Origin of the sequence: Enteractinococcus coprophilus (assembly GCF_006716305.1) — a bacterium.
Taxonomy (GTDB): domain Bacteria; phylum Actinomycetota; class Actinomycetes; order Actinomycetales; family Micrococcaceae; genus Yaniella; species Yaniella coprophila.
The window spans coordinates 238,076-256,535 of the sequence record NZ_VFOU01000001.1 but is presented as its reverse complement, the minus strand read 5'-3'; the positions used below and the strand labels follow the sequence as shown (position 1 = coordinate 256,535).

The following is an 18,460-nucleotide window of genomic DNA, read 5'->3' as shown; positions in this document are numbered from 1 at the left end:
GTCTAGCCCAAGGGAAGTAACCTCATGCACTTCGCCTCAGACACTCTCACTCACTTACACTCCGCGGCAACGACGATGAACGATCAGGTTGCTGAACTGTTCCAGTACCACCGAGCTCAAGATGTGTTCTTCATGTTGATGCTCGTGGCTTTCTTGATGATGTTCATCCGCCGCTACGAATGGGGGGTCGCTCTAGCAACACTGTTAGTGTTTGCCACGGTCTTTCCCCTCTACATCCTGGCGTACACGACCTTCTTTGACGCCGAAATAAATATCGAGCTCCTCATCGGCGCGGTCTTTGCGGCGATTACGTTAGTGATTGCTATCGGCGTCTTCTTAGGCCACATCTCGACCATCGCCTTCCTCGTCGTTGGCGTGCTGTTTGTGCCTTCGTACATGTTCATCGAATGGTTCCTGTTTACCGCACTGGATGGTGTCTTAGATGCCGGCGGTTCGATCCTGGTGCACATGTTCGCAGCCTACTGGGGCTGGGGCGTCATCCTGGGACTGCGCAACAAGGCGGTCAACGATGAACCAGCTAATACCAGTGTGCACTCCGTTTCGTTTGTGTGGTTGGCCTCGATGTTACTGATGGTCCTGTGGCCATCATTTGTGACCGCGCTGCTGCCACCAGAAGATGTCATTTCTGGCATGGCGAACACCTACCTGGCGATGGTGGCTTCAGTCTTAGTGACCTACGTGATACTTTGGGCACTGAAACGTACTATTGATCCACTCGTATTCACCTATGCCATCCTCGCCGGTGGGGTGGCCATCGGGGCCAGCGTTGACCTCGCGACCCCGTTGCAATCCTGGATTATCGGACTCGTCGGCGGTGGGATATCCACACTATCGTTCCTCTTCCTTGACGGATGGTTGCGCAAGAAAACCGGCGTCTGGGACACCATGGGAGTACACAACCTGCACGGCGTACCGGGCATCATCGGGGGACTTGCCCCGATCGTGCTAGGCCTTGCCGGTGGCGCCCAAGCCATTGCTGTGGTGGGCACCCTGGTTATTGGCCTTGTGCTCGGTTTCATCGTAGGCCTCATTCTCAAGGTCATGCCGAAACCAACCAAGATGCTCGACGACGCCGAAGCCTTCCCAGCCGTAGAAATGCGAGCAACTGATCCCGCCTAGCTAGCGGCCTAACCAAAACACTACGTAACAACACAAAGACACGAAATATAGGAGGTCTATCCATGTGTGGAATCGCTGGAATCCAACTGCGTGACGAAAAGCTTATCCCGCAGCTAGGTTCTCTCATGCATGAGATGGTCGACGGAATCGTTGTGCGCGGACCAGACTCTGCTGGCGTCGCCATCTACGGCGACCGAGAACTTTTACCTGAGGAATATTCCTCAGTATCGCTCTTGGACGCGCCCGGTGATACCCGACAGCGTGTAGCTGAGAGACTATCGCACGACGCCGATGTCAGCGTCGAAAACATGTCCGACACCACGTTCATCCGAGCCAAAATGCCAAGCGATCAGCTGGTGGCACTGGTTCGGGAAATCGTTCCCGAAGCGAGCGTCATCGGTGCAGGTGACGACAGTGTCATTTATAAGGGTGTTGGAAACCCAATGGACCTGCGTGAAACCTACCGTCTATCAGACGTAACAGGTTGGCAAGGAGTGCTGCATACTCGTCTGGCGACCGAATCGGCCGTGAGCGCTGCCGGTGCCCACCCGTACTCGGTCAACGGGCTGTCCGTTGTCCATAACGGTTCTTTCGCTAACCATGCCACGATTCGTCGTGACCTAGAAGAGAAAGGGCTCACCTTCGACTCCGAAAACGATACGGAAGTAGCCTCACGCTACATTTCCTATCGCATGCAGCAGCTCGGCGAAGACCTCCAAACTGCAGTCGAGGCGCTTAGTGAAGAATTCGATGGCTTCTATACGCTGCTGGTGACCACCGAAGATAGTTTTGCGGTGGTGCGTGACCAATACGCCTGCAAACCTGCAATTATCGCCGAACACCCCGACTGGGTGGCCATGGCCTCAGAATTCCAGGCGATTGCTCACCTGCCGGGCATGGAAGATGCCGAGATTTTCGAACCAGGACCAGGGAAGGTGTATACATGGAAACGCTAACTGAAACCACCGTAGATTTTGATCTGGCAGAACAGACCGTTCGGGAACTCAACCACGAACTCCACGCACCGACTGCAACGCATTACCGGGTGTTAAATCCCCGCGGTGCCCACTCGGTTGCCGCAGGAATCAATGATGAAATCGACGTCGAAATTGACGGCGACGTCGGGTACTTCTGTGCCGGTATGCACAAAACCGGCAAGGTAACCGTCAATGGCATGGCTGGCCCCGGTGTCGCCGAAAACATGATGTCTGGCGTTGTCCATGTCAAGGGCCACGCCTCGCAGTCGGCGGCTGCCACCGCACACGGTGGCCTGCTTGTCGTCGATGGTAACGCCTCCACCCGTTGCGGCATTTCGCTCAAAGGTGGCGACATCGTGGTCAAAGGCAATATCGGTGCCATGAGTGCGTTCATGGCCCAGGCCGGACGCATCGTTGTATGTGGAGATGCTGGCGAAGCCTTAGGCGACTCCATTTTCGAAGCCCGTCTGTATGTTCGGGGCAAGGTCGCATCTCTGGGTGCTGACTGTATCGCTAAAGAAATGCGCGAAGAGCACCGCGAAGAACTGGTGCAACTACTCAAAGATGCCGGCATGGATCAAGAAGCCAACGACGACGCCTATGTTGACTCTTTCACCCGTTACGGCTCGGCACGTACCCTGTACCACTTCAACTCTGGAGAGTAAATTGAGAAGTCCTGAAGATCGTGGGCTCCGCGAGTCCGCAATTTTTGATAGAGCATCCATCGCTGCGATCCAGCACGCCGCCAAAACCGGTGTCTATGACATCCGCGGGTGGGGCGCCAAACGTGCAGTCCCACACTTTGATGATCTGTTGTTTCTGGGGTCTGCGATTTCGCGTTATCCAATGGAAGGGTACCGAGAACGGTGTGACACAGACGTCACCATGGGCGAGATGAATGCCAAGAACCCCATGACCCTCGATATCCCGATCACGATTGCGGGCATGAGTTTCGGTGCACTGTCAGCACAAGCGAAAGAAGCCCTGGGGCGTGGGGCGTCTGCAATGGGTACTTCCACGACCACCGGCGACGGCGGGATGACCGAGGAAGAACGCGAACACTCATCCAAACTGGTCTACCAGCTGCTGCCATCCCGCTACGGTATGAACCCTGACCACCTGCGCAGAGCTGATGCCATTGAAGTGGTGGTTTCTCAGGGTGCAAAACCCGGCGGGTCCGGCATGCTGCTGGGACAGAAGATCTCGTCACGTGTTGCAGAGATGCGCACGCTGCCCGAAGGCATCGACCAGCGCTCCGCCTGCCGCCACCCAGACTGGACTGGCCCGGATGACCTGACCCTGAAGATCGAAGAACTCCGTGAAATCACCGACTGGAACGTACCCATCCATGTGAAGGTCGCAGCCTCGCGCCCGTACTACGACACCAAACTCGCGGTTGCCGCCGGAGCCGATGTCGTGGTGGTCGATGGGATGCAGGGCGGTACTGCGGCAACCCAGGAAGTGTTCATTGAACACGTGGGCATCCCAACCCTGGCGGCCATTGGTCCGGCGGTGAAAGCACTCAAGGAAATGGGTGTTCACCGCAAGGTCAAACTCATCATCTCTGGTGGTATCCGCACCGGGGCAGACGTTGCCAAAGCCTTGGCACTGGGAGCCGACGCGGTAGCTATTGGAACTGCAGCTTTGATCGCGCTGGGTGATAATGACCCACGCTGGGCGGAAGAATACGAAAAGATCGGCTCGGCCGCCGGCTACTATGACGACTTCCATGAAGGTCGCGATCCGGCTGGTATCACCACGCAGGATCCAAAACTAGCGGCTCGACTGGATCCGGTTGAAGCCGGTAAACGCCTGAAGAACTACCTGCAGGTCTTGACTCTGGAAGCCCAGACCATTGCGCGTGCCTGCGGTAAATCTCATGTGACCCACCTCGAACCAGAAGACCTTGTCGCGCTGACCATTGAGTCGGCCGCGATGACCGGTCTGCCACTGGCAGGAACCGACTGGGTTCCTGGTCGCAGTTCAAACGGCTGGGGTCCAAGTAGCAACGGCCTGTAGTGTTCCGGTCCGGTCCGTCTTTGCCATGACAACGCCTGCCGCCCGGAAGTTTCCCGGGCGGCAGTGTCGTATCTATCACCGTTTCGTCCTTCCCAAAACTGGAGGGGATTGTTCGCCAAGTCTCAGTCAGTAGTCGCACACAATACAAGCCCCACCGTATCTATGTTCTGTTTACAAAGGATCATGGCCACACCTGCTTGAGAAAGCAGCAGAGAGGAAAACAAAATGATCGACTCACGGGAAAAACTCAAAGAACAAGCCGAAAAAGACGGCATCGAATTCTTCATGGCAATGGGTACCGAAGTCAACGGTAAACCCAACGCCTCAGTAGCACCTGCACAATACCTCGACGACCTGCTCGATGAGGGCGCAGCATTTGCTGGCTTCGCAGCAGGAGGCCTCTGGCAGGAACCATCAGATGGCGACATCGCCTACATGCCCGACCCATCCACCTACACACGTCTGCCATGGCGTCCCAACATGGCGGTGCTTATGAGTTACCCGCATGTCAAAGGACAACCGTGGCCGTATGCGCCGCAAAATATCCTGAAGCGACTCATGGACACCATCCAAGAAGAAAAAGGCTGGACCTTCAAGACCGGCATGGAACCAGAGTTCTTCCTGATTCGTCAGAACGACGACGGCAGCATCAAGATCGCTGACCACCTGGATACCTCAATCAAGCCGTGCTACCACGCCTACGGGATCGAACGATCCTGGCCCTACCTGAGTAAAATGTCCCGCTACGTCAACGAAATGGGCTGGGGCAACCCCGCTATCGACTCCGAAGACGGCAACGGCCAGTACGAGATGAACATCGACTACTCAGACGCGATGACCACCTCGGACCGTCTGATCTTGTTCCACTACATGGCACACGCCGTGGCATATCAGGACGGCGACGGCATCGTCCCAACGTTCATGGGCAAGCCGTTTACCGGCAACACCGGAAACGGGCTGAACACCCACTTCAGCATGTGGGACGAAAACGGTAACAACCTGTTCCAGGATGATAACGACCGCTACGGGCTGTCCAAGATGGCCTACCACTTTATCGGCGGGATCATCGAAAATGCTTGGGGCATGCAGGCCTTGATTGGGTCGAACGTCAACGCTTACAAGCGCATTGGCGTGCCACACCCAACGTCAGGCTCAACCTGGACTCCCACGCACGTGATGTACGGTGGCAACAACCGCACGACCATGCTGCGTATCCCAGCCGGCGGTCGGGTCGAACACCGCGGTGTTGACGGCGGCGCCAGTCCCCACCTTGCTACCGCGGCGATCCTTGCAGCAGGTCTTGACGGTATCGAACGTGAACTTGATCCCGGTCAGTGCCTGGAAGAACGCAACACCTACACCATGAGCCGGAAAGAGCTGGCGGATTTCCAGCCATTACCGGCTACGCTGTGGGAAGCCGCCAATGCGCTGCAAGAAAGTGACGTCATGCGCAAAGCCATGGGTTGCGGTCCGCACGGTGACTTCGTAGACTTCTTTGCCGAAGAAAAACGCAAAGAATTTGCGATGTACCATTCGCATGTTACCCAGTGGGAGATCGATAATTACCTCATGGGACCTATGCCAATGGTCTAAAAACTAGCTCGTAAAGCGACCTTCCAGCGAACTGGGCCGACTGCTTCGGCCCAGTTTCGCATTTACCCAATAAAAAGCACCCAGCGTTGCTATCAGGCTCTATTGCTCGGTGCCTTCTACTCGTTTGTATTGTGACAGGAGCGGGGCCAGAAGTTCCGGGTCCCTGGTGCCTTCACAACCACCCGTGTTTTCAGAGCATCACGAGGAGTCGCTGCGTCCTCACATGTTCCCCGACGACGTTAAGACAGACCGGGCGACTCCGATGTTCGGCTTGAAGTAAAGGCTATAACGATGTCCGGCGTCATAAACTGCGAATAGTGTCAGGATCTTCATCGCTGGCCTCGCACTGTCGGAGTCACACACAGCAGAACTACAACAGGCACAAGGCTGAAATACCCGATTCACGGAAAGTTGTGTAACAAAATACACGACAGCCCATGGAAGAACACTCTTCCGAAACAACACACCCTCAGCCCTGAAAGAGTCTTTGGAACTACGAAGCGTCCAAAATTCTTCAGCATCGCAACATAGCAGGTGCATAGGATGCTGTCATGATGCGGTTCTTCTTTTTGACGGTATTCATCCTGTTGGCTATAGCAGCGATCATTGCTGCATCATTTGGGCTGATCGGGTGGCTGGTCCTTGCCGCTCTGATAGTAGTCCTCGTGGCCATGGCGCTCTTTGACCTATTTCAAACCAAACATTCGATCTTACGAAACTATCCGGTGCTCGGACGCATGCGGTACTTACTCGAAGCAATCCGCCCAGAAATTCAGCAGTATTTTATTGAGCGCAATACCGATGGTCGCCCCTTTGACCGTGACATTCGAGGACTGATTTACGCTCGAGCAAAAGGCATGGATAGTCATACATCGTTTGGGACCGAACTCGATGTCAGTGCTCAAGGCCATGAGTTCCTGTTGCACTCCAGTATGCCGCTGCCTCCTCCAGAAGACCCACATCGAGTACGGATCGGCGGCCCGGACTGCCAACAACCCTATGACATGTCATTGATGAATATTTCCTCGATGAGCTTCGGTGCGTTATCAAAAAATGCGGTATTAGCAATGAACAAAGGTGCAGCTCTGGGGGGATTCGCTCAAGAAACAGGAGAAGGTGGCCTGACCAAGTACCATCTCGCCTACGGCGCAGATGTGATCTGGGAAGTCGGATCAGGCTACTTCGGCTGTCGAGATGAGCGCGGAAATTTTGCCCCAGACGTCTTTGAGACCAAAGCAGCTACTGAACAAGTCAAAGCGATTACCCTTAAACTTAGCCAAGGTGCCAAACCAGGCCTGGGTGGGGTCCTTCCAGTAGAGAAGATTACTCCCGAGATTGCTGAAGCACGGGGAGTACCGGAAGACCAAGACTGTATCTCACCTGCGTCACATTCAGCATTCCGCACCCCTCGCGAGCTGATGCAATTTGTCGCCAGACTTCGTCAACTAGCCCACGGTAAACCTATCGGCTACAAACTGTGTGTCGGCTCCCGTGTTGATGTACTAGCAATGTGCAAAGCGATGTTAGAAACCGGTATCAGTCCCGACTACATCATCATTGATGGCGCCGAAGGCGGAACCGGAGCAGCCCCATTAGAGTACCAAGACCATATCGGTCTGCCCCTGACCGAAGGACTCAGAATCGTTCATAACGCGCTCGTAGGCACCGGTCTCAGAAGCCGTATCCGTCTGGGCGCTGCCGGCAAGGTGGCTTCCGGTAATGACATAGTCAAGCGGCTGATCCAAGGAGCTGATTTTGTTATGAGCGCTCGAGCGATGATGATGGCTACCGGATGCATCCAAGCCCAAATCTGTCACACTAACCGCTGCCCGGTAGGAGTTACCACTCAAAACCCGCGACTCATGCGAGCTATCGATGTAGAAGATAAAGGAAACCGTGTTCATAATTATCACAAGCTCACAGTAGCCGAAGCGGGGCAATTCATGGCGTCAATGGGCGTATCACATCCTGACCAGCTCACTCCGCAGATGCTGCACCGCCGAATCGATGAGCTATCAACACGTAGTTATGCAGAGTTGTTTCCCGGTCTGAAGTCTCACCAACTCCTTGAAGACCCACCTATTGACTGGGCCGAAGATTGGAAGATCGCAGACTCTGACTCCTTCGGCGTCCCAACAACTACTTCCAAAACCCCACATCGCACGTCGACCCACCAAGCACCAGCTGCTGAGCATCGCGCGATCCGAAAAGACATTAAGACTCCCCGGGGACGGGTGACAAAGCCAGTACAATCTTCCGGAAACCGTCCAGAAGCTCAACCAGGCCGCACCACAACAGATCATGAGCCTGAAAGCCGCTGAGAAACCCCTAACTCGATGGCTCCTCATTCGTAGCAGCTAGCCCACCAAAGCGGGTACGCCCAACGTGCCAGTCGCCGTGGCCTGCGAACGTGCTGATCCCCACTCCACGTACGACATTGTGAAATGACCAGCTGAGGTGATCTTTTTGTTCCTCGATCATGGTTGCTGGTCCAGTGATAACCGGGCTGTTAAGCGGAACAAACGCAACTGACGGTATCTAGCACATCATGGCATTGAAAGTCCGAGTGCAGGCTACGTCGAAGCTGCAGAGACAGTGAGCGGCGAGGATGGTGTTCGCCATGTTGATCTATCACACCGCAGAGCAAAAATGCTATCGTGATCTACACCACAACACCGCGCTCGGTGTCGAAAGTCGCCCCAGAAATTGCCCGGTGTCGTAGTGCATCAGCTGCCGAGCACGAGGATGACTGATGACATACATTATCGCGTTACCGTGCGTTGACGTAAAAGACTTCGCGTGCGTCGATGAATGCCCAGTGGACTGCATTTATGAAGGCCGACGATGCCTATACATTCATCCTGATGAATGCGTCGATTGTGGGGCTTGCGAACCCGTCTGCCCTGTGGAAGCCATTTACTACGAGGACGATCTGCCCGCAGAGTGGTCCGAGTATTACCTAGCCAACGTTGAGTTTTTCGATGATATCGGTGCCCCGGGCGGTGCTGCAAAGCTTGGGCTGATACCTAAAGACCACAGCATAGTAGCCCGGCTTACTCGACAGCATTAGGGCACCACATCGAAAGGAGATATCACGATGACCACTACTTTCGGATCTGATGAGCCTTCTTCAATCACGGACGTGAGGCAGAACAGTGATGTAGCTCAAAATGAGTCATTTCTCGTGACCCTTCGAGTGCAGCGGTATGTTCCTGAATTCCATAAAGCGCCATATTGGGATAGTTGGACCATCGAAATGTCCGGAACTGACCGGGTGCTTGACGCACTACACAGAATTAAGTGGGAGCTCGATGGTTCCCTGACATTTCGTCGTTCTTGCGCTCACGGGATCTGTGGTTCCGATGCAATGCGCATCAATGGCTTCAATCGTCTGGCATGTAAGGTCCTACTGAAGGACCTCGACATTTCTAAGCCCATCATTGTGGAACCGCTCAAAGCCCTTCCGGTAGAAAAAGATCTCATCGTTGATATGGAGCCGTTTTTCCAGTCCTACCATGAAATCATGCCGTTTTTGATCAACAATCATCGCGATCCGACCCGTGAACGATACCAGTCTCCAGAAGACCGGCAACGCTACGATGACACCACCAAATGCATCCTGTGTGCCGCATGCACAGCCTCATGCCCGGTGTTCTGGACAGACGGACAATACTTTGGTCCGGCCGCAATCGTAAACGCTCACCGGTTTATTTTCGATTCACGGGATGACGCCGGCGATCTGCGTTTAGAGGTGCTTAATGATCAAGAAGGCGTGTGGCGGTGTCGCACCATATTCAACTGCACGAATGCCTGTCCACGTGGTATTCAAGTCACCAAAGCCATCGCTGAGGTCAAAAATGCGATCCTTCGCCACGCTGTTTGATCGGCATTTAACTACCTTTTTAAGTGCCACAGAAGGTCTGGTAAGTCTGGGCGAACGCCAGGGACGCCGGTTGTTCCAAGTTTACGAATTTGTCGCGACGAGTATAGGGGTCCGTGACGGCTGCGAACAAGGTATTGAACGCGGTGAGATCCTCGGCGGTTACGGCATTTTGGATGGCCGCTTCGACCAGATGATTCCGTGGCACATAGACGGGGTTATGTTCCGCTACGGCTTGTGTATCAGGTTTGAGCGCCAGCCATGATTCATACCAGGACATCAACTCCGGAGCCACATCGGCGGGAATAAGTCCCGAGGATGCGACATTGCGGAGATTGGCGAAAAATGAGGTGTAATCTGTTGCGCTTGCCTTCAGGTGTTCCAACAGCTGCGTGCCCAGGGTTGCGGCGTCGTCACCGGCACTCAGTCCCAAACGCTTGCGGAAACGCTCGCCCCAGGCTTGAGAGTAGGCAGTCTGAAATCCTGTAACCACCTCGGTTGCCGCGGTGACGGCCTCGTCCTGGTCCATCACCTGTTTATCACCGGGGTGCATGATGACCGGCAAGAGCGCCTCCGCAAAACGTGCCAGGTTCCATTCAGCGACGATGGGTTGGTTGCGGTAGGCGTAGCGTCCGGAATAGTCGATCGAGGAAAATACAGCGCCCGGGTCAAAACCATCGAGGAAAGCCACCGGACCGAAATCAATGGAGTGACCCGCAATAGTCATGTTGTCGGTGTTCATGACGCCGTGAATCATCCCGGCGTGCATCCAATCGGCGATCAGCTCGGCCTGCCGTAGTACGACCTGGTTCAGTAGACCCAGCCCGGCGTTTTCGGTGGCAAGTTCGGGGTAGTGACGATCCAGGCTGTAGCTGGTCAGCCGGATGAGCAATTCGAGGTCGTTATGCGCTCGGGCGTATTGGAACGTGCCGACGCGGATATGGGATGGTCCGGTGCGAACTAACACGGCGGCTGGTTGTTGGGTTTCGCGCAGAATCGTCTTACCGGTGGTGATGACAGCCAGCGCCCGTGTGGTGGGAATGCCCAGGGCGTGAACGGCTTCAGAAACCAGATACTCCCGCAGCATGGGGCCCAGGGCAGCATACCCGTCTGATCCAGGACGCGAGTACGGGGTTGGCCCGGTGCCTTTGAGATGAATGTCCACCAGCTGACCATTGAGGGTCAGCTCGCCGGTGAGAATAGCGCGACCGTCTCCTAACACGGGCACGTAGTTGCCAAACTGGTGGCCTGAGTATCCTTGTGCCACCGCGGTTGCGGTCTCGGGCAGGGTATGGCCCAACAAGAAATTGATGCCCTCGTGGGTGGTGAGCCAGTCGGCGTCCAAGCCAAGTTCGGCTGCCAAGTCACGGTTCAGGACCACGAGCTTGGGGTCGGGGGTTTCAGCAGGGGTTGCTGGCCGGACAAGTTCGGGAAAGGCCGTAGCGTATTGCGAGGTCAGATTCGGCAGGCTCATATCCGCTCCTAAAAATTCCGTTGCCTCACACAGTAGTCGGCGCAGGGCTGTTGCCGATAGGGTATGCGTTCACGGTGAACATCTGCAGGTGTTCAGTGCCCTGAGAAAGCTTCGGCCAACCACCAGGAGCCGCCATCGTTAGCGATCTTTGCATCAATGACCAAGGGAGCGGTGGGGGAGGTACCCAGCCAGTCGGTGACCGCATCCAAGTCCTCAAGGTCGCATACGGTAATACCGCTGGCGCCGAAGCCGCGGGCAATCGCTGCGATATCGGTATCGGGGAAGGTCACGGTGTCGTGGTCTTCACCGGTGAAGTGGTGGATTTCGGCACCGTAGGCGGCGTCGTTATAGAGCAATACCACCAGCGGGATCCGGTAGCGGACAGCGGTTTCGAGTTCTTGGACGGCCATGAGGAAGCCACCGTCGCCGGTCCCCAGCACGGGCAGGCGGTGTGGTTGGGCCAGTGCGGATCCGATGGCCGTATAGAGCCCTAGGCCGATGGCCTGGAAGGCCTGAGTGAAACAAAACCCGAACTCATCGGGTACATCCAGGTACTGGGAGGGATAACCCATGAAGTTGCCCGAGTCGATGGAGACGACGCGTTCGGTGGGCAGCAGCTCGTTGAGGCGTTTGGTGACGGCACGAGGGTCGACCATCTGACCGGGTACCGATAGGTCCTCGGTTTCGGTCTGATCCCAGCGGGCACCCGTGGCGATGCGCTCGCGGATGGCCTCCGTGCGATAGCGGACCGGCTGCTTATTCGACAGCAAAGCCATCGCGTCGGTTGCGGTGGCCGCGGCATCAGCTACGACACCGAGCGTGACCGGTCGATGAGCTCCGATAGCGGCGTCGTCGGCATCGATCTGGACGATGTTGGTGTCGGTGCCGATGAGTTTGCCGCCGCGCATGGTCCACATGTTCAAGGCGGTACCAAAGGCGACGATCAGATCGGCACCGGTGATGAGCTCTGCGGTGAGCGGGGAAGAGAAGCCACCGGAGATCCCGAGGTTATAGGCGTCGTCGTTAAACAGGCCCTTGGCAACCGCGCTGGTTGCCAGCAACGCACCGGTTTGTTGTGCTAGGGCGGTGATCTCGGACTTGGCGCAGCGGCCCCCGCGTCCGGCGATGAACACCGGGCGTTCGGAACCCTCGAGGAGGTCCACGAATTGCGCCAGTGCTTGGCGATCGGGGCGCTGCGCCTGGGCGGGCTCCACCGTAATCCCCTCGATGCTGCCAACCGCGGGTGCGGCTTGGACATCCAGGGGCAGATTCAACACAACCGTGCGCCGCTCGCGCAGCGCGGTGCGATAGGCGCGAACCACGTCGGCGACGGCGGTGTCCGGGGTGTGCACCCGGTGAGCCTCAGCACCCAGACTGGTCGCAAAACCGTCCTGGTCCATCGCAAAGTTGGAATGCAGTGCTCCGCGTGAGGCCTCGGCGGCCAGTACGAGCACCGGCGAATCCGACTTGGCGGCCTCACCGATTCCAGTGGCTGCATTGGTCAGCCCGCACCCCTGATGCAGTGATACCGCAACGACGGCACCCGACATCCGCGCATACGCATCGGCCATGGTTGAGGCCCCACCTTCGTGGCGGGTTGCGGTAAAGGGCACACCGGCACCGCGCAGCGCATTGGTGACGTGGAAGTTGCCGGAGCCCACCACGCCAAAGCAGTGGCCAATGCCCAGCTGACCCAGCAGCGCGCCAATTTGATCCGCAACCGTCGTCATCAGTCTTAGCCCTCCACCAGCGCATAAACGCGGCACGGAGAGGCCGTGCCGTTGACGATTGGCAGCGGGGCGATAATGATGACGGCACCGCGGGTGGGCAGGTTGGTCAGGTTCTGCAACGAGGTGACACCGTATTTATCGTTACCCAGCAAGTGGTAGTGGATTGGAAACGGCGGGTCGAGTTCAGCGCCCCGGCCCGCATCGATGCCCACGGTTTCCACACCGATACCTGAAATTCTGGTCTCTTCGGCCAGCCATTTGGCGCACCCAGCCGAGATGCCCGGGGTGTGCGAGCCGGTTTCGTCTTCGTTCAAAAACGCTTCTTGATCCTGGGCGTACTGATCCCACCCAGTTCGGAACAGCAACCACCCGTTTTCTGGCAGCGGGCCGTGCTCGGCTTCCCAAGCTTTGACGTGTTCAATTTCCAACAGGAAGTCGGGGTTCTGGGCCGACTCAGCCGAGAAGTCCAGGACGACGGCGTCGCCGATCAGGCGTTCTGGCTCAATCGAGGCGACGTCTTTACCGTCCTTACCGCTGATCCAGTGGATCGGTGCATCCAGGTGGGTGCCGATGTGCTCACCGGTGGCAATGTTGTTGTGCGACCAGAACGGGCCCTCGTCGTTGAAGTGCGCAACATTTTCCAGGCTAAAATCCACCAGGTTCGGAAACGGATCGGGCAGTCGCAAGGCCGGGGTATCAGCGGAAAGTTTATTCGTCAGGTCCAAGATCTGGATCTGTTGTTTTGCCAGAGCGCTGGCGAATTGGCTCAGCGTCGAGGTGCTATTGCTGGTCACGGTCATGTTATTCCTATCAGGCGTGAAGAGGTGTCCGAGATCAAATATAGTGTGGGCCAGCTCATACGGGTGATCTGTGGCGCAATGCTGCGGCGTTATGCACGCAGTACCTGCAACAGTTCTTCGACCTTGGCGGTGGTGGTTGCCCACGAACACACCAGGCGCACAATCGGCAGTCCGGCATCATTATTGCCCCACAAATGGGCAATATAGTGCTCACGCAGGGTGTTCACCAGTGCCTCGGGCATCGCGGCCAGCACGGTATTGGCATCCGGAGTCTGCACCTCAACACCAGGAATCGCAGCCAACCCCTCTGCCAAGTAGATGGCCGCAGTATTGGCCGCACTTGCGTTGCGATGCCACAGCGAAGTGCCAAACATCGCATTGAGCTGGGCCGATAAAAACCGCGTCTTGGACGCCAACTGGGTGGTGTACTTGATGATCGGTGCCAGCACATCTTCCGGCACCCGATTAGACAGGACGACGACGGCCTCTGCTCCCATCGCCCCGTTCTTGGTTGCACCCAGCGATAGGATATCCACGCCCAACGCTGTCGTCGCGCCATGCAGATCCAACCCCAGTGCCGCGGCCGCTTGCGACAAGCGTGCCCCGTCCATATGGATGGCCAGGCCGGCTTCATGGACCACATTGCACAGGTCGGTTAGCTCCTCCGGCGTGTACACGGTGCCCATTTCGGTGACCTGAGAAATACTTACCGCGGTCGGCTGGGTGGCCTGCGGATTGCCGACGTCGGAGGCCAACACCTTCACGACGTCTTCGGGACGCAGTTTGCCCCGATGGTGCGGCTGCGGTTTTAGCGTGATGCCGGCACGCACCGGGGCCGAAGATTCCGAGGTGTAGACGTGGGCGGTATCGGCACAAATCACCGAGCTGTGCGGGTGCGAGATGGCCTGTAGGGACACGATGTTGGCGCCGGTCCCGTTGAAGACCGGGAAGCTGTAGGCTCCGGTGCCAAAGATGTCGTCAATCGTTTCGCCAAACGCCTCGCTGGCTGCATCGGCACCGTAGGCCGCGGCGTCGTCATTGACCGCGGTGATGGCTTCCAAGATCTCGGGGTGTGCCCCGGCGATATTATCGGAGGCGAAGTGCGGGTCGGCACCGGGTGTACGGAAACGGCGAGCTGGCGTGGTCGTCATAGTCCCATTGTCTCACTGGATCGTGAAGTCGCCACTAGTCGGCGTGGTCCAGCACCGCCATGGTGCACCGAGAGATGCACACGAGCTTGTCATTTTGGTTGTGCAGCCGGATGTCCCAGACCTGGGAACGGCGGCCGCGCGAAACAGGTGTCGCACGGGCGGTGATGACGTCACCGGGAATACCCGGGCGAATGTGGTTGGCGTTGATTTCTTGGCCGACGACGTATTGTTTGTCCCGATCAACCGTCATGGTCGCACCTACCGAGCAGGCGGTTTCGGCCAACACAACGGACACGCCACCGTGGAGAATTCCGGCGTTCTGTAAGGTCCTCTGGGTCACTGGCATGGTCAGTTCCAGATAGTCGTCACCGATCTCAGAAAACTCAATATCCAGGACCTCGATAACCGTATCGGCACGGTACTGAGAGAGTTCGTCGATGGTCGGGTTACCAAACCAAATGCTCATGTCACGCTACTTTCCAATGCTAAAAGGGCACTGTTGGACAGTGTATGGCATGGCGAATGCGGTTTGGTATAGGCAGTTGCATGCTGCACATCAGAAGTCGATCTGTTCCCATCCGCGGCGCTGGGGTTGACGCAGCTGGTCCTTGCTGCGGTAGACGATGTAGGGCCGGGTGATATAGCCCAGCGGCACCGTGAACACGTGGACGAGGCGGGTAAACGGCCAGACAGCAAACAGCAGGATTGCCGAGATGACGTGGATCTGGAAGCCCGGGGGCGCTGTGGCCATCAGCATGACATCGGGTTGCAGTGTCCAGAACTGGCGGAACCAAATAGAGATGCCTTCGCGGTAGTCATAGTGGCCCAGGGCGCTTTCGAAGATGGTTGCATAAGTGCCGGCCAGAATAGTGATGGCCAACATCAGGTACATCAGCTTATCCAGTTTGGTGGTCTCCCCGAAGACGCGATTATTGCTGCGTCGCCGGTAGATCAGGATCGCCAGCCCACCGACCGTTGCGATGGCTGCTGCCAGCCCGACGGTGATTGCCATCAGGTGGTACCAGGCATCGGTGAGGCCTACTGCTTCGGTCCAGGATTTGGGGACCCCAAGGCCGATCACATGTCCAAGGAACACGAAGATGATGCCGTAGTGGAACATTGGCGAGCCGATCCGCAGCAATTTGGATTCATAAATCTGGGATGAGCGCGTCGTCCAACCGAATTTGTCATAGCGGTACCGCCAGATGTGCCCGAGAATAAAACTGGCCAGAGCCAGATAGGGGATGATCACCCACAAAAAGGTGTGCCACGCAGTTGGTGAGGTCATGAGCTTCGTCCCTTCAGACTGTCCAGCGGTATAAAGGTTTTGCCGGCGGGCGATTGTGGCGGTGGTGAGGTCGCATACGGGGTCATATCCATGGGCGGCATGTCTTCGGAACCGTCACCGTAACCACCCAGTCCCACCAGTTCATCCTCGGGCCCTTCGGCGGCGAGCTTTTGAACCGCTTCGATATCGGGCCCCTGCAGGGCGGGCAGTGTGGCGCACACGGCATCGATGGCACCGTGCCAGACGGATTCCTGCTCTTCTAGGTGAAGCCGCAGTAGTTCTAGACCAGCACGGTTGGTCGTGAGGATGTTTGCTGCTTCTACCAGGCTGTGGCCTGCACCAAATTCCAAGACATAGGTCAGATGGTCGGGCAGTTCGTCGTCGGAGACTTCCAAACCAGCGTTGCGATACTGCTCTTTAATTTTTAGCAGTGCCATGCCTCGACGGCGAGTGTCGCCGTTGGAAAAGTACGTCAGATATAAACATCCGCGACGCCGGGTGTCGAAAGTCTCGACATAGTCACTGCGTAGATCAATGATATCGCCGGTGTCCAGGGCCGTAATCAAGTCCTGGAGCCCTTGCCGAGGTCGATCCGGCAGGCCTGCGATCACCCGTTCTAGGAGGGGCAACCGCTCCACCAGCTCGTCGCCGGGGTAATCGATCAGCCAGGAGGCGGCAGTCCATGCAGCACGGACCTGATCATCGGTCAGCGGCACCTGAGTATCCAGGGTGCCTTGCGTCTTAGTGCGCTTTTTCTTTTTCAGGCCAAGGAGGTTGAGTGGGGAAACCATGGCTGCTTACGCTCCCCTCGGCTCTGGGAACAGGCCCGGGGGTCTGCCTTTGCCGTCCCAGTTGAATAGGTTGAAGCGACCTTTCAGGTGCTCCTTATCGCCGGGACCAACAAATTTGTCAGCATTACCAGCAGCACCGGGAATGTCTTCCATACCGGGTCCGCCGTCAAAGTTCAGCGGACAATCGCTGCCAATGGCTTCCAGATCGTGAGCCGATTCGGAGTGTCCGGCGGGAATGACGTAGCGCTCATCGTATTTAGCTAAGGCCAGCAGTCTATACATGTCTTGCATGGTCTGACCGTCCATGCCCACAGCATGGGCGATGGACTCGTCGGGGGCATTGTCTAGGTTGATATCGCGCATATAGGAGCGCATGGCCGCCATTTTGCGCAGCACATCAGCCACGATATCGACATCACCTGCGGTGAACAGATTGGCTAAGTATTCGATGGGGATGCGCAGCTCGTCGATGGCACCAAACAGGTTGCCAGCATCTTCGGCGTCGTATCCGGTGTCGGCAACGATATCCACGATGGGGGACAGCGGCGGGATGTACCAGACCATGGGCATCGTGCGGTATTCCGGATGCAATGGGAGGGCGACTTCGTATTCTTTGATGAGTTTATAGATTGGTGAGTTTTGAGCGCCCACGATCCAGTCGTATGGAATACCCGAGGCTTCGGCGTTTTCCATGACCTCTGGGTCGAATGGATCCAGGATCAGGTCTTTTTGTGCTTCGTAGAGGTCCTGATCATTGGGGGTTGCTGCGGCTTCGGTGACTCGATCGGCGTCGTAGAAGACCAGGCCGATGTAACGCAGACGTCCTACACAGGTCTCGGCACACACGGTCGGTTCGCCGTGTTCGATGCGTGGGTAGCAGAACGTACATTTCTCGGCTTTACCGGTTTTGTGGTTGAAATAGATTTTCTTATACGGGCAACCTGAGACACAGAATCGCCAGCCGCGGCAGCGTTCCTGATCCACCAAGACGATGCCGTCTTCGCTGCGCTTATAGATCGCGCCCGAGGGACACGAGGCAGCACACGAAGGGTTCAGACAGTGTTCGCAGATGCGGGGCAGATAGAACATGAAGGTATCTTCAAATTCCAACTTCACCTTGTCTTCGATGCCCTTGAGCATCGGGTCTTTGTCTTTATTAGCATAGGTTCCGCCCAGGTCATCATCCCAGTTGGCGGACCATTCGATATTCATCCGTTCCCCGGTCAACAGGGATTTTGGTGGGGCGGTCGGGATGTGTTTCTGTGCGGGGGCATTGAGCAGGTTCTCGTATTCATAGGACCAGGGTTCGTAGTAGTCCTCGATCCCTGGAAGCTTCGGGTTGGAGAAGATGCTGGCTAGCTTTGCCCATTTGCCACCGGATTTTAGTTTGAGTTTGCCGCGTTTGGACAGCGCCCAACCGCCCTGCCACTTTTCTTGGTCCTCATAGCCCCGGGGATAGCCCTGACCTGGCCGCGTCTCAACGTTGTTAAACCAGACGTACTCGGTACCTTTGCGGTTGGTCCAGGCCTGCTTACAGGTCACCGAACAGGTGTGACACCCGATGCACTTGTCGAGATTCATCACCATTGCCATCTGCGCCATTACCCTCATTGCGAT

The 18,460-nt window shown here is 56.7% G+C and carries 16 protein-coding genes; 8 read left to right on the top strand and 8 right to left on the bottom strand.

All coding sequences use genetic code 11. From position 1 onward, the window contains the following. Positions 1–75: 75 nt before the first annotated feature. The 8 genes from FB556_RS01195 (at position 76) to FB556_RS01160 (ending at position 9,612) form a co-directional block, all read left to right on the top strand. On the top strand, positions 76–1,140 hold the full coding sequence (locus FB556_RS01195) for an ammonium transporter (protein ID WP_246057140.1): 1,065 nt from the start codon (positions 76–78) through the stop codon (positions 1,138–1,140). A 125-nt stretch (positions 1,141–1,265) separates the two neighbouring features. After that, positions 1,266–2,096, top strand: a complete 831-nt coding sequence (locus FB556_RS01190) for a class II glutamine amidotransferase domain-containing protein (RefSeq protein ID WP_246057139.1) — start codon at positions 1,266–1,268, stop codon at positions 2,094–2,096. Next, entirely contained in the window at positions 2,084–2,782 is a 699-nt protein-coding gene (locus tag FB556_RS01185; protein ID WP_141863998.1) for a GltB/FmdC/FwdC-like GXGXG domain-containing protein, read from the top strand. Before FB556_RS01190 ends, FB556_RS01185 begins: the two co-directional genes overlap by 13 nt. A gap of 1 nt (position 2,783) precedes the next feature. After that, entirely contained in the window at positions 2,784–4,136 is a 1,353-nt protein-coding gene (locus FB556_RS01180; protein ID WP_246057138.1) for an FMN-binding glutamate synthase family protein, read from the top strand. 225 nt (positions 4,137–4,361) lie between these two features. Further along, a complete protein-coding gene (gene glnT / locus FB556_RS01175; RefSeq protein ID WP_141863995.1) occupies positions 4,362–5,729 on the top strand; it encodes a type III glutamate--ammonia ligase in 1,368 nt (455 codons plus the stop codon). A gap of 551 nt (positions 5,730–6,280) precedes the next feature. Then, entirely contained in the window at positions 6,281–8,050 is a 1,770-nt protein-coding gene (locus FB556_RS01170) for an FMN-binding glutamate synthase family protein (protein ID WP_141863993.1), read from the top strand. Positions 8,051–8,481: 431 nt separating this feature from the next. Beyond that, positions 8,482–8,799: a ferredoxin gene (gene fdxA, locus FB556_RS01165; RefSeq protein WP_141863991.1), complete on the top strand. Its 318-nt coding sequence runs from the start codon at positions 8,482–8,484 to the stop codon at positions 8,797–8,799. Between the two features lie 27 nt (positions 8,800–8,826). Next, entirely contained in the window at positions 8,827–9,612 is a 786-nt protein-coding gene (locus FB556_RS01160; RefSeq protein ID WP_141863989.1) for a succinate dehydrogenase iron-sulfur subunit, read from the top strand. Positions 9,613–9,631: 19 nt separating this feature from the next. Here the strand turns inward: FB556_RS01160 and FB556_RS01155 are convergent, their stop codons facing one another. The 8 genes from FB556_RS01155 to narH all read right to left on the bottom strand — a co-directional run bounded on the left by FB556_RS01155 (position 9,632) and on the right by narH (position 18,454). Continuing rightward, positions 9,632–11,083, bottom strand: coding sequence for a protein adenylyltransferase SelO (locus FB556_RS01155; RefSeq protein WP_141863987.1), 1,452 nt, complete (start codon positions 11,081–11,083; stop codon positions 9,632–9,634). Between the two features lie 92 nt (positions 11,084–11,175). Beyond that, complete coding sequence (locus FB556_RS01150) at positions 11,176–12,813, bottom strand: thiamine pyrophosphate-binding protein (RefSeq protein ID WP_141863985.1); 1,638 nt, start codon at positions 12,811–12,813, stop codon at positions 11,176–11,178. A gap of 5 nt (positions 12,814–12,818) precedes the next feature. Next, positions 12,819–13,613 (bottom strand): cyclase family protein, encoded by a 795-nt coding sequence (locus FB556_RS01145; RefSeq protein WP_141863983.1) that lies wholly within the window; start codon positions 13,611–13,613, stop codon positions 12,819–12,821. Positions 13,614–13,702: 89 nt separating this feature from the next. Further along, positions 13,703–14,764: a threonine aldolase family protein gene (locus FB556_RS01140; RefSeq protein ID WP_141863981.1), complete on the bottom strand. Its 1,062-nt coding sequence runs from the start codon at positions 14,762–14,764 to the stop codon at positions 13,703–13,705. Between the two features lie 34 nt (positions 14,765–14,798). Continuing rightward, positions 14,799–15,230, bottom strand: coding sequence for a PaaI family thioesterase (locus FB556_RS01135; RefSeq protein WP_141863979.1), 432 nt, complete (start codon positions 15,228–15,230; stop codon positions 14,799–14,801). Positions 15,231–15,320: 90 nt separating this feature from the next. Then, on the bottom strand, positions 15,321–16,052 hold the full coding sequence (gene narI, locus FB556_RS01130; RefSeq protein ID WP_141863977.1) for a respiratory nitrate reductase subunit gamma: 732 nt from the start codon (positions 16,050–16,052) through the stop codon (positions 15,321–15,323). Continuing rightward, on the bottom strand, positions 16,049–16,843 hold the full coding sequence (gene narJ, locus FB556_RS01125) for a nitrate reductase molybdenum cofactor assembly chaperone (RefSeq protein WP_141863975.1): 795 nt from the start codon (positions 16,841–16,843) through the stop codon (positions 16,049–16,051). The genes narI and narJ overlap by 4 nt, the downstream gene beginning before the upstream one ends. Positions 16,844–16,849: 6 nt before the next feature. Next, on the bottom strand, positions 16,850–18,454 hold the full coding sequence (narH, locus tag FB556_RS01120; protein ID WP_043057722.1) for a nitrate reductase subunit beta: 1,605 nt from the start codon (positions 18,452–18,454) through the stop codon (positions 16,850–16,852). Between the last annotated feature and the right edge of the window lie 6 nt (positions 18,455–18,460).

Excerpts from the sequence above, each read along its gene's own strand:
- glnT (WP_141863995.1), top strand. The coding sequence starts at position 4,362 with ATGATCGACTCACGGGAAAAACTCAAAGAACAAGCCGAAAAAGACGGC.
- narH (WP_043057722.1), bottom strand. The coding sequence starts at position 18,454 with ATGAGGGTAATGGCGCAGATGGCAATGGTGATGAATCTCGACAAGTGC.
- FB556_RS01190 (WP_246057139.1), top strand. The coding sequence starts at position 1,266 with ATGCATGAGATGGTCGACGGAATCGTTGTGCGCGGACCAGACTCTGCT.
- FB556_RS01195 (WP_246057140.1), top strand. The coding sequence starts at position 76 with ATGAACGATCAGGTTGCTGAACTGTTCCAGTACCACCGAGCTCAAGAT.
- FB556_RS01150 (WP_141863985.1), bottom strand. The coding sequence starts at position 12,813 with ATGACGACGGTTGCGGATCAAATTGGCGCGCTGCTGGGTCAGCTGGGC.
- FB556_RS01185 (WP_141863998.1), top strand. The coding sequence starts at position 2,084 with ATGGAAACGCTAACTGAAACCACCGTAGATTTTGATCTGGCAGAACAG.
- FB556_RS01155 (WP_141863987.1), bottom strand. The coding sequence starts at position 11,083 with ATGAGCCTGCCGAATCTGACCTCGCAATACGCTACGGCCTTTCCCGAA.
- FB556_RS01145 (WP_141863983.1), bottom strand. The coding sequence starts at position 13,613 with ATGACCGTGACCAGCAATAGCACCTCGACGCTGAGCCAATTCGCCAGC.
- narJ (WP_141863975.1), bottom strand. The coding sequence starts at position 16,843 with ATGGTTTCCCCACTCAACCTCCTTGGCCTGAAAAAGAAAAAGCGCACT.
- narI (WP_141863977.1), bottom strand. The coding sequence starts at position 16,052 with ATGACCTCACCAACTGCGTGGCACACCTTTTTGTGGGTGATCATCCCC.
- FB556_RS01170 (WP_141863993.1), top strand. The coding sequence starts at position 6,281 with ATGATGCGGTTCTTCTTTTTGACGGTATTCATCCTGTTGGCTATAGCA.
- FB556_RS01140 (WP_141863981.1), bottom strand. The coding sequence starts at position 14,764 with ATGACGACCACGCCAGCTCGCCGTTTCCGTACACCCGGTGCCGACCCG.
- fdxA (WP_141863991.1), top strand. The coding sequence starts at position 8,482 with ATGACATACATTATCGCGTTACCGTGCGTTGACGTAAAAGACTTCGCG.
- FB556_RS01135 (WP_141863979.1), bottom strand. The coding sequence starts at position 15,230 with ATGAGCATTTGGTTTGGTAACCCGACCATCGACGAACTCTCTCAGTAC.
- FB556_RS01160 (WP_141863989.1), top strand. The coding sequence starts at position 8,827 with ATGACCACTACTTTCGGATCTGATGAGCCTTCTTCAATCACGGACGTG.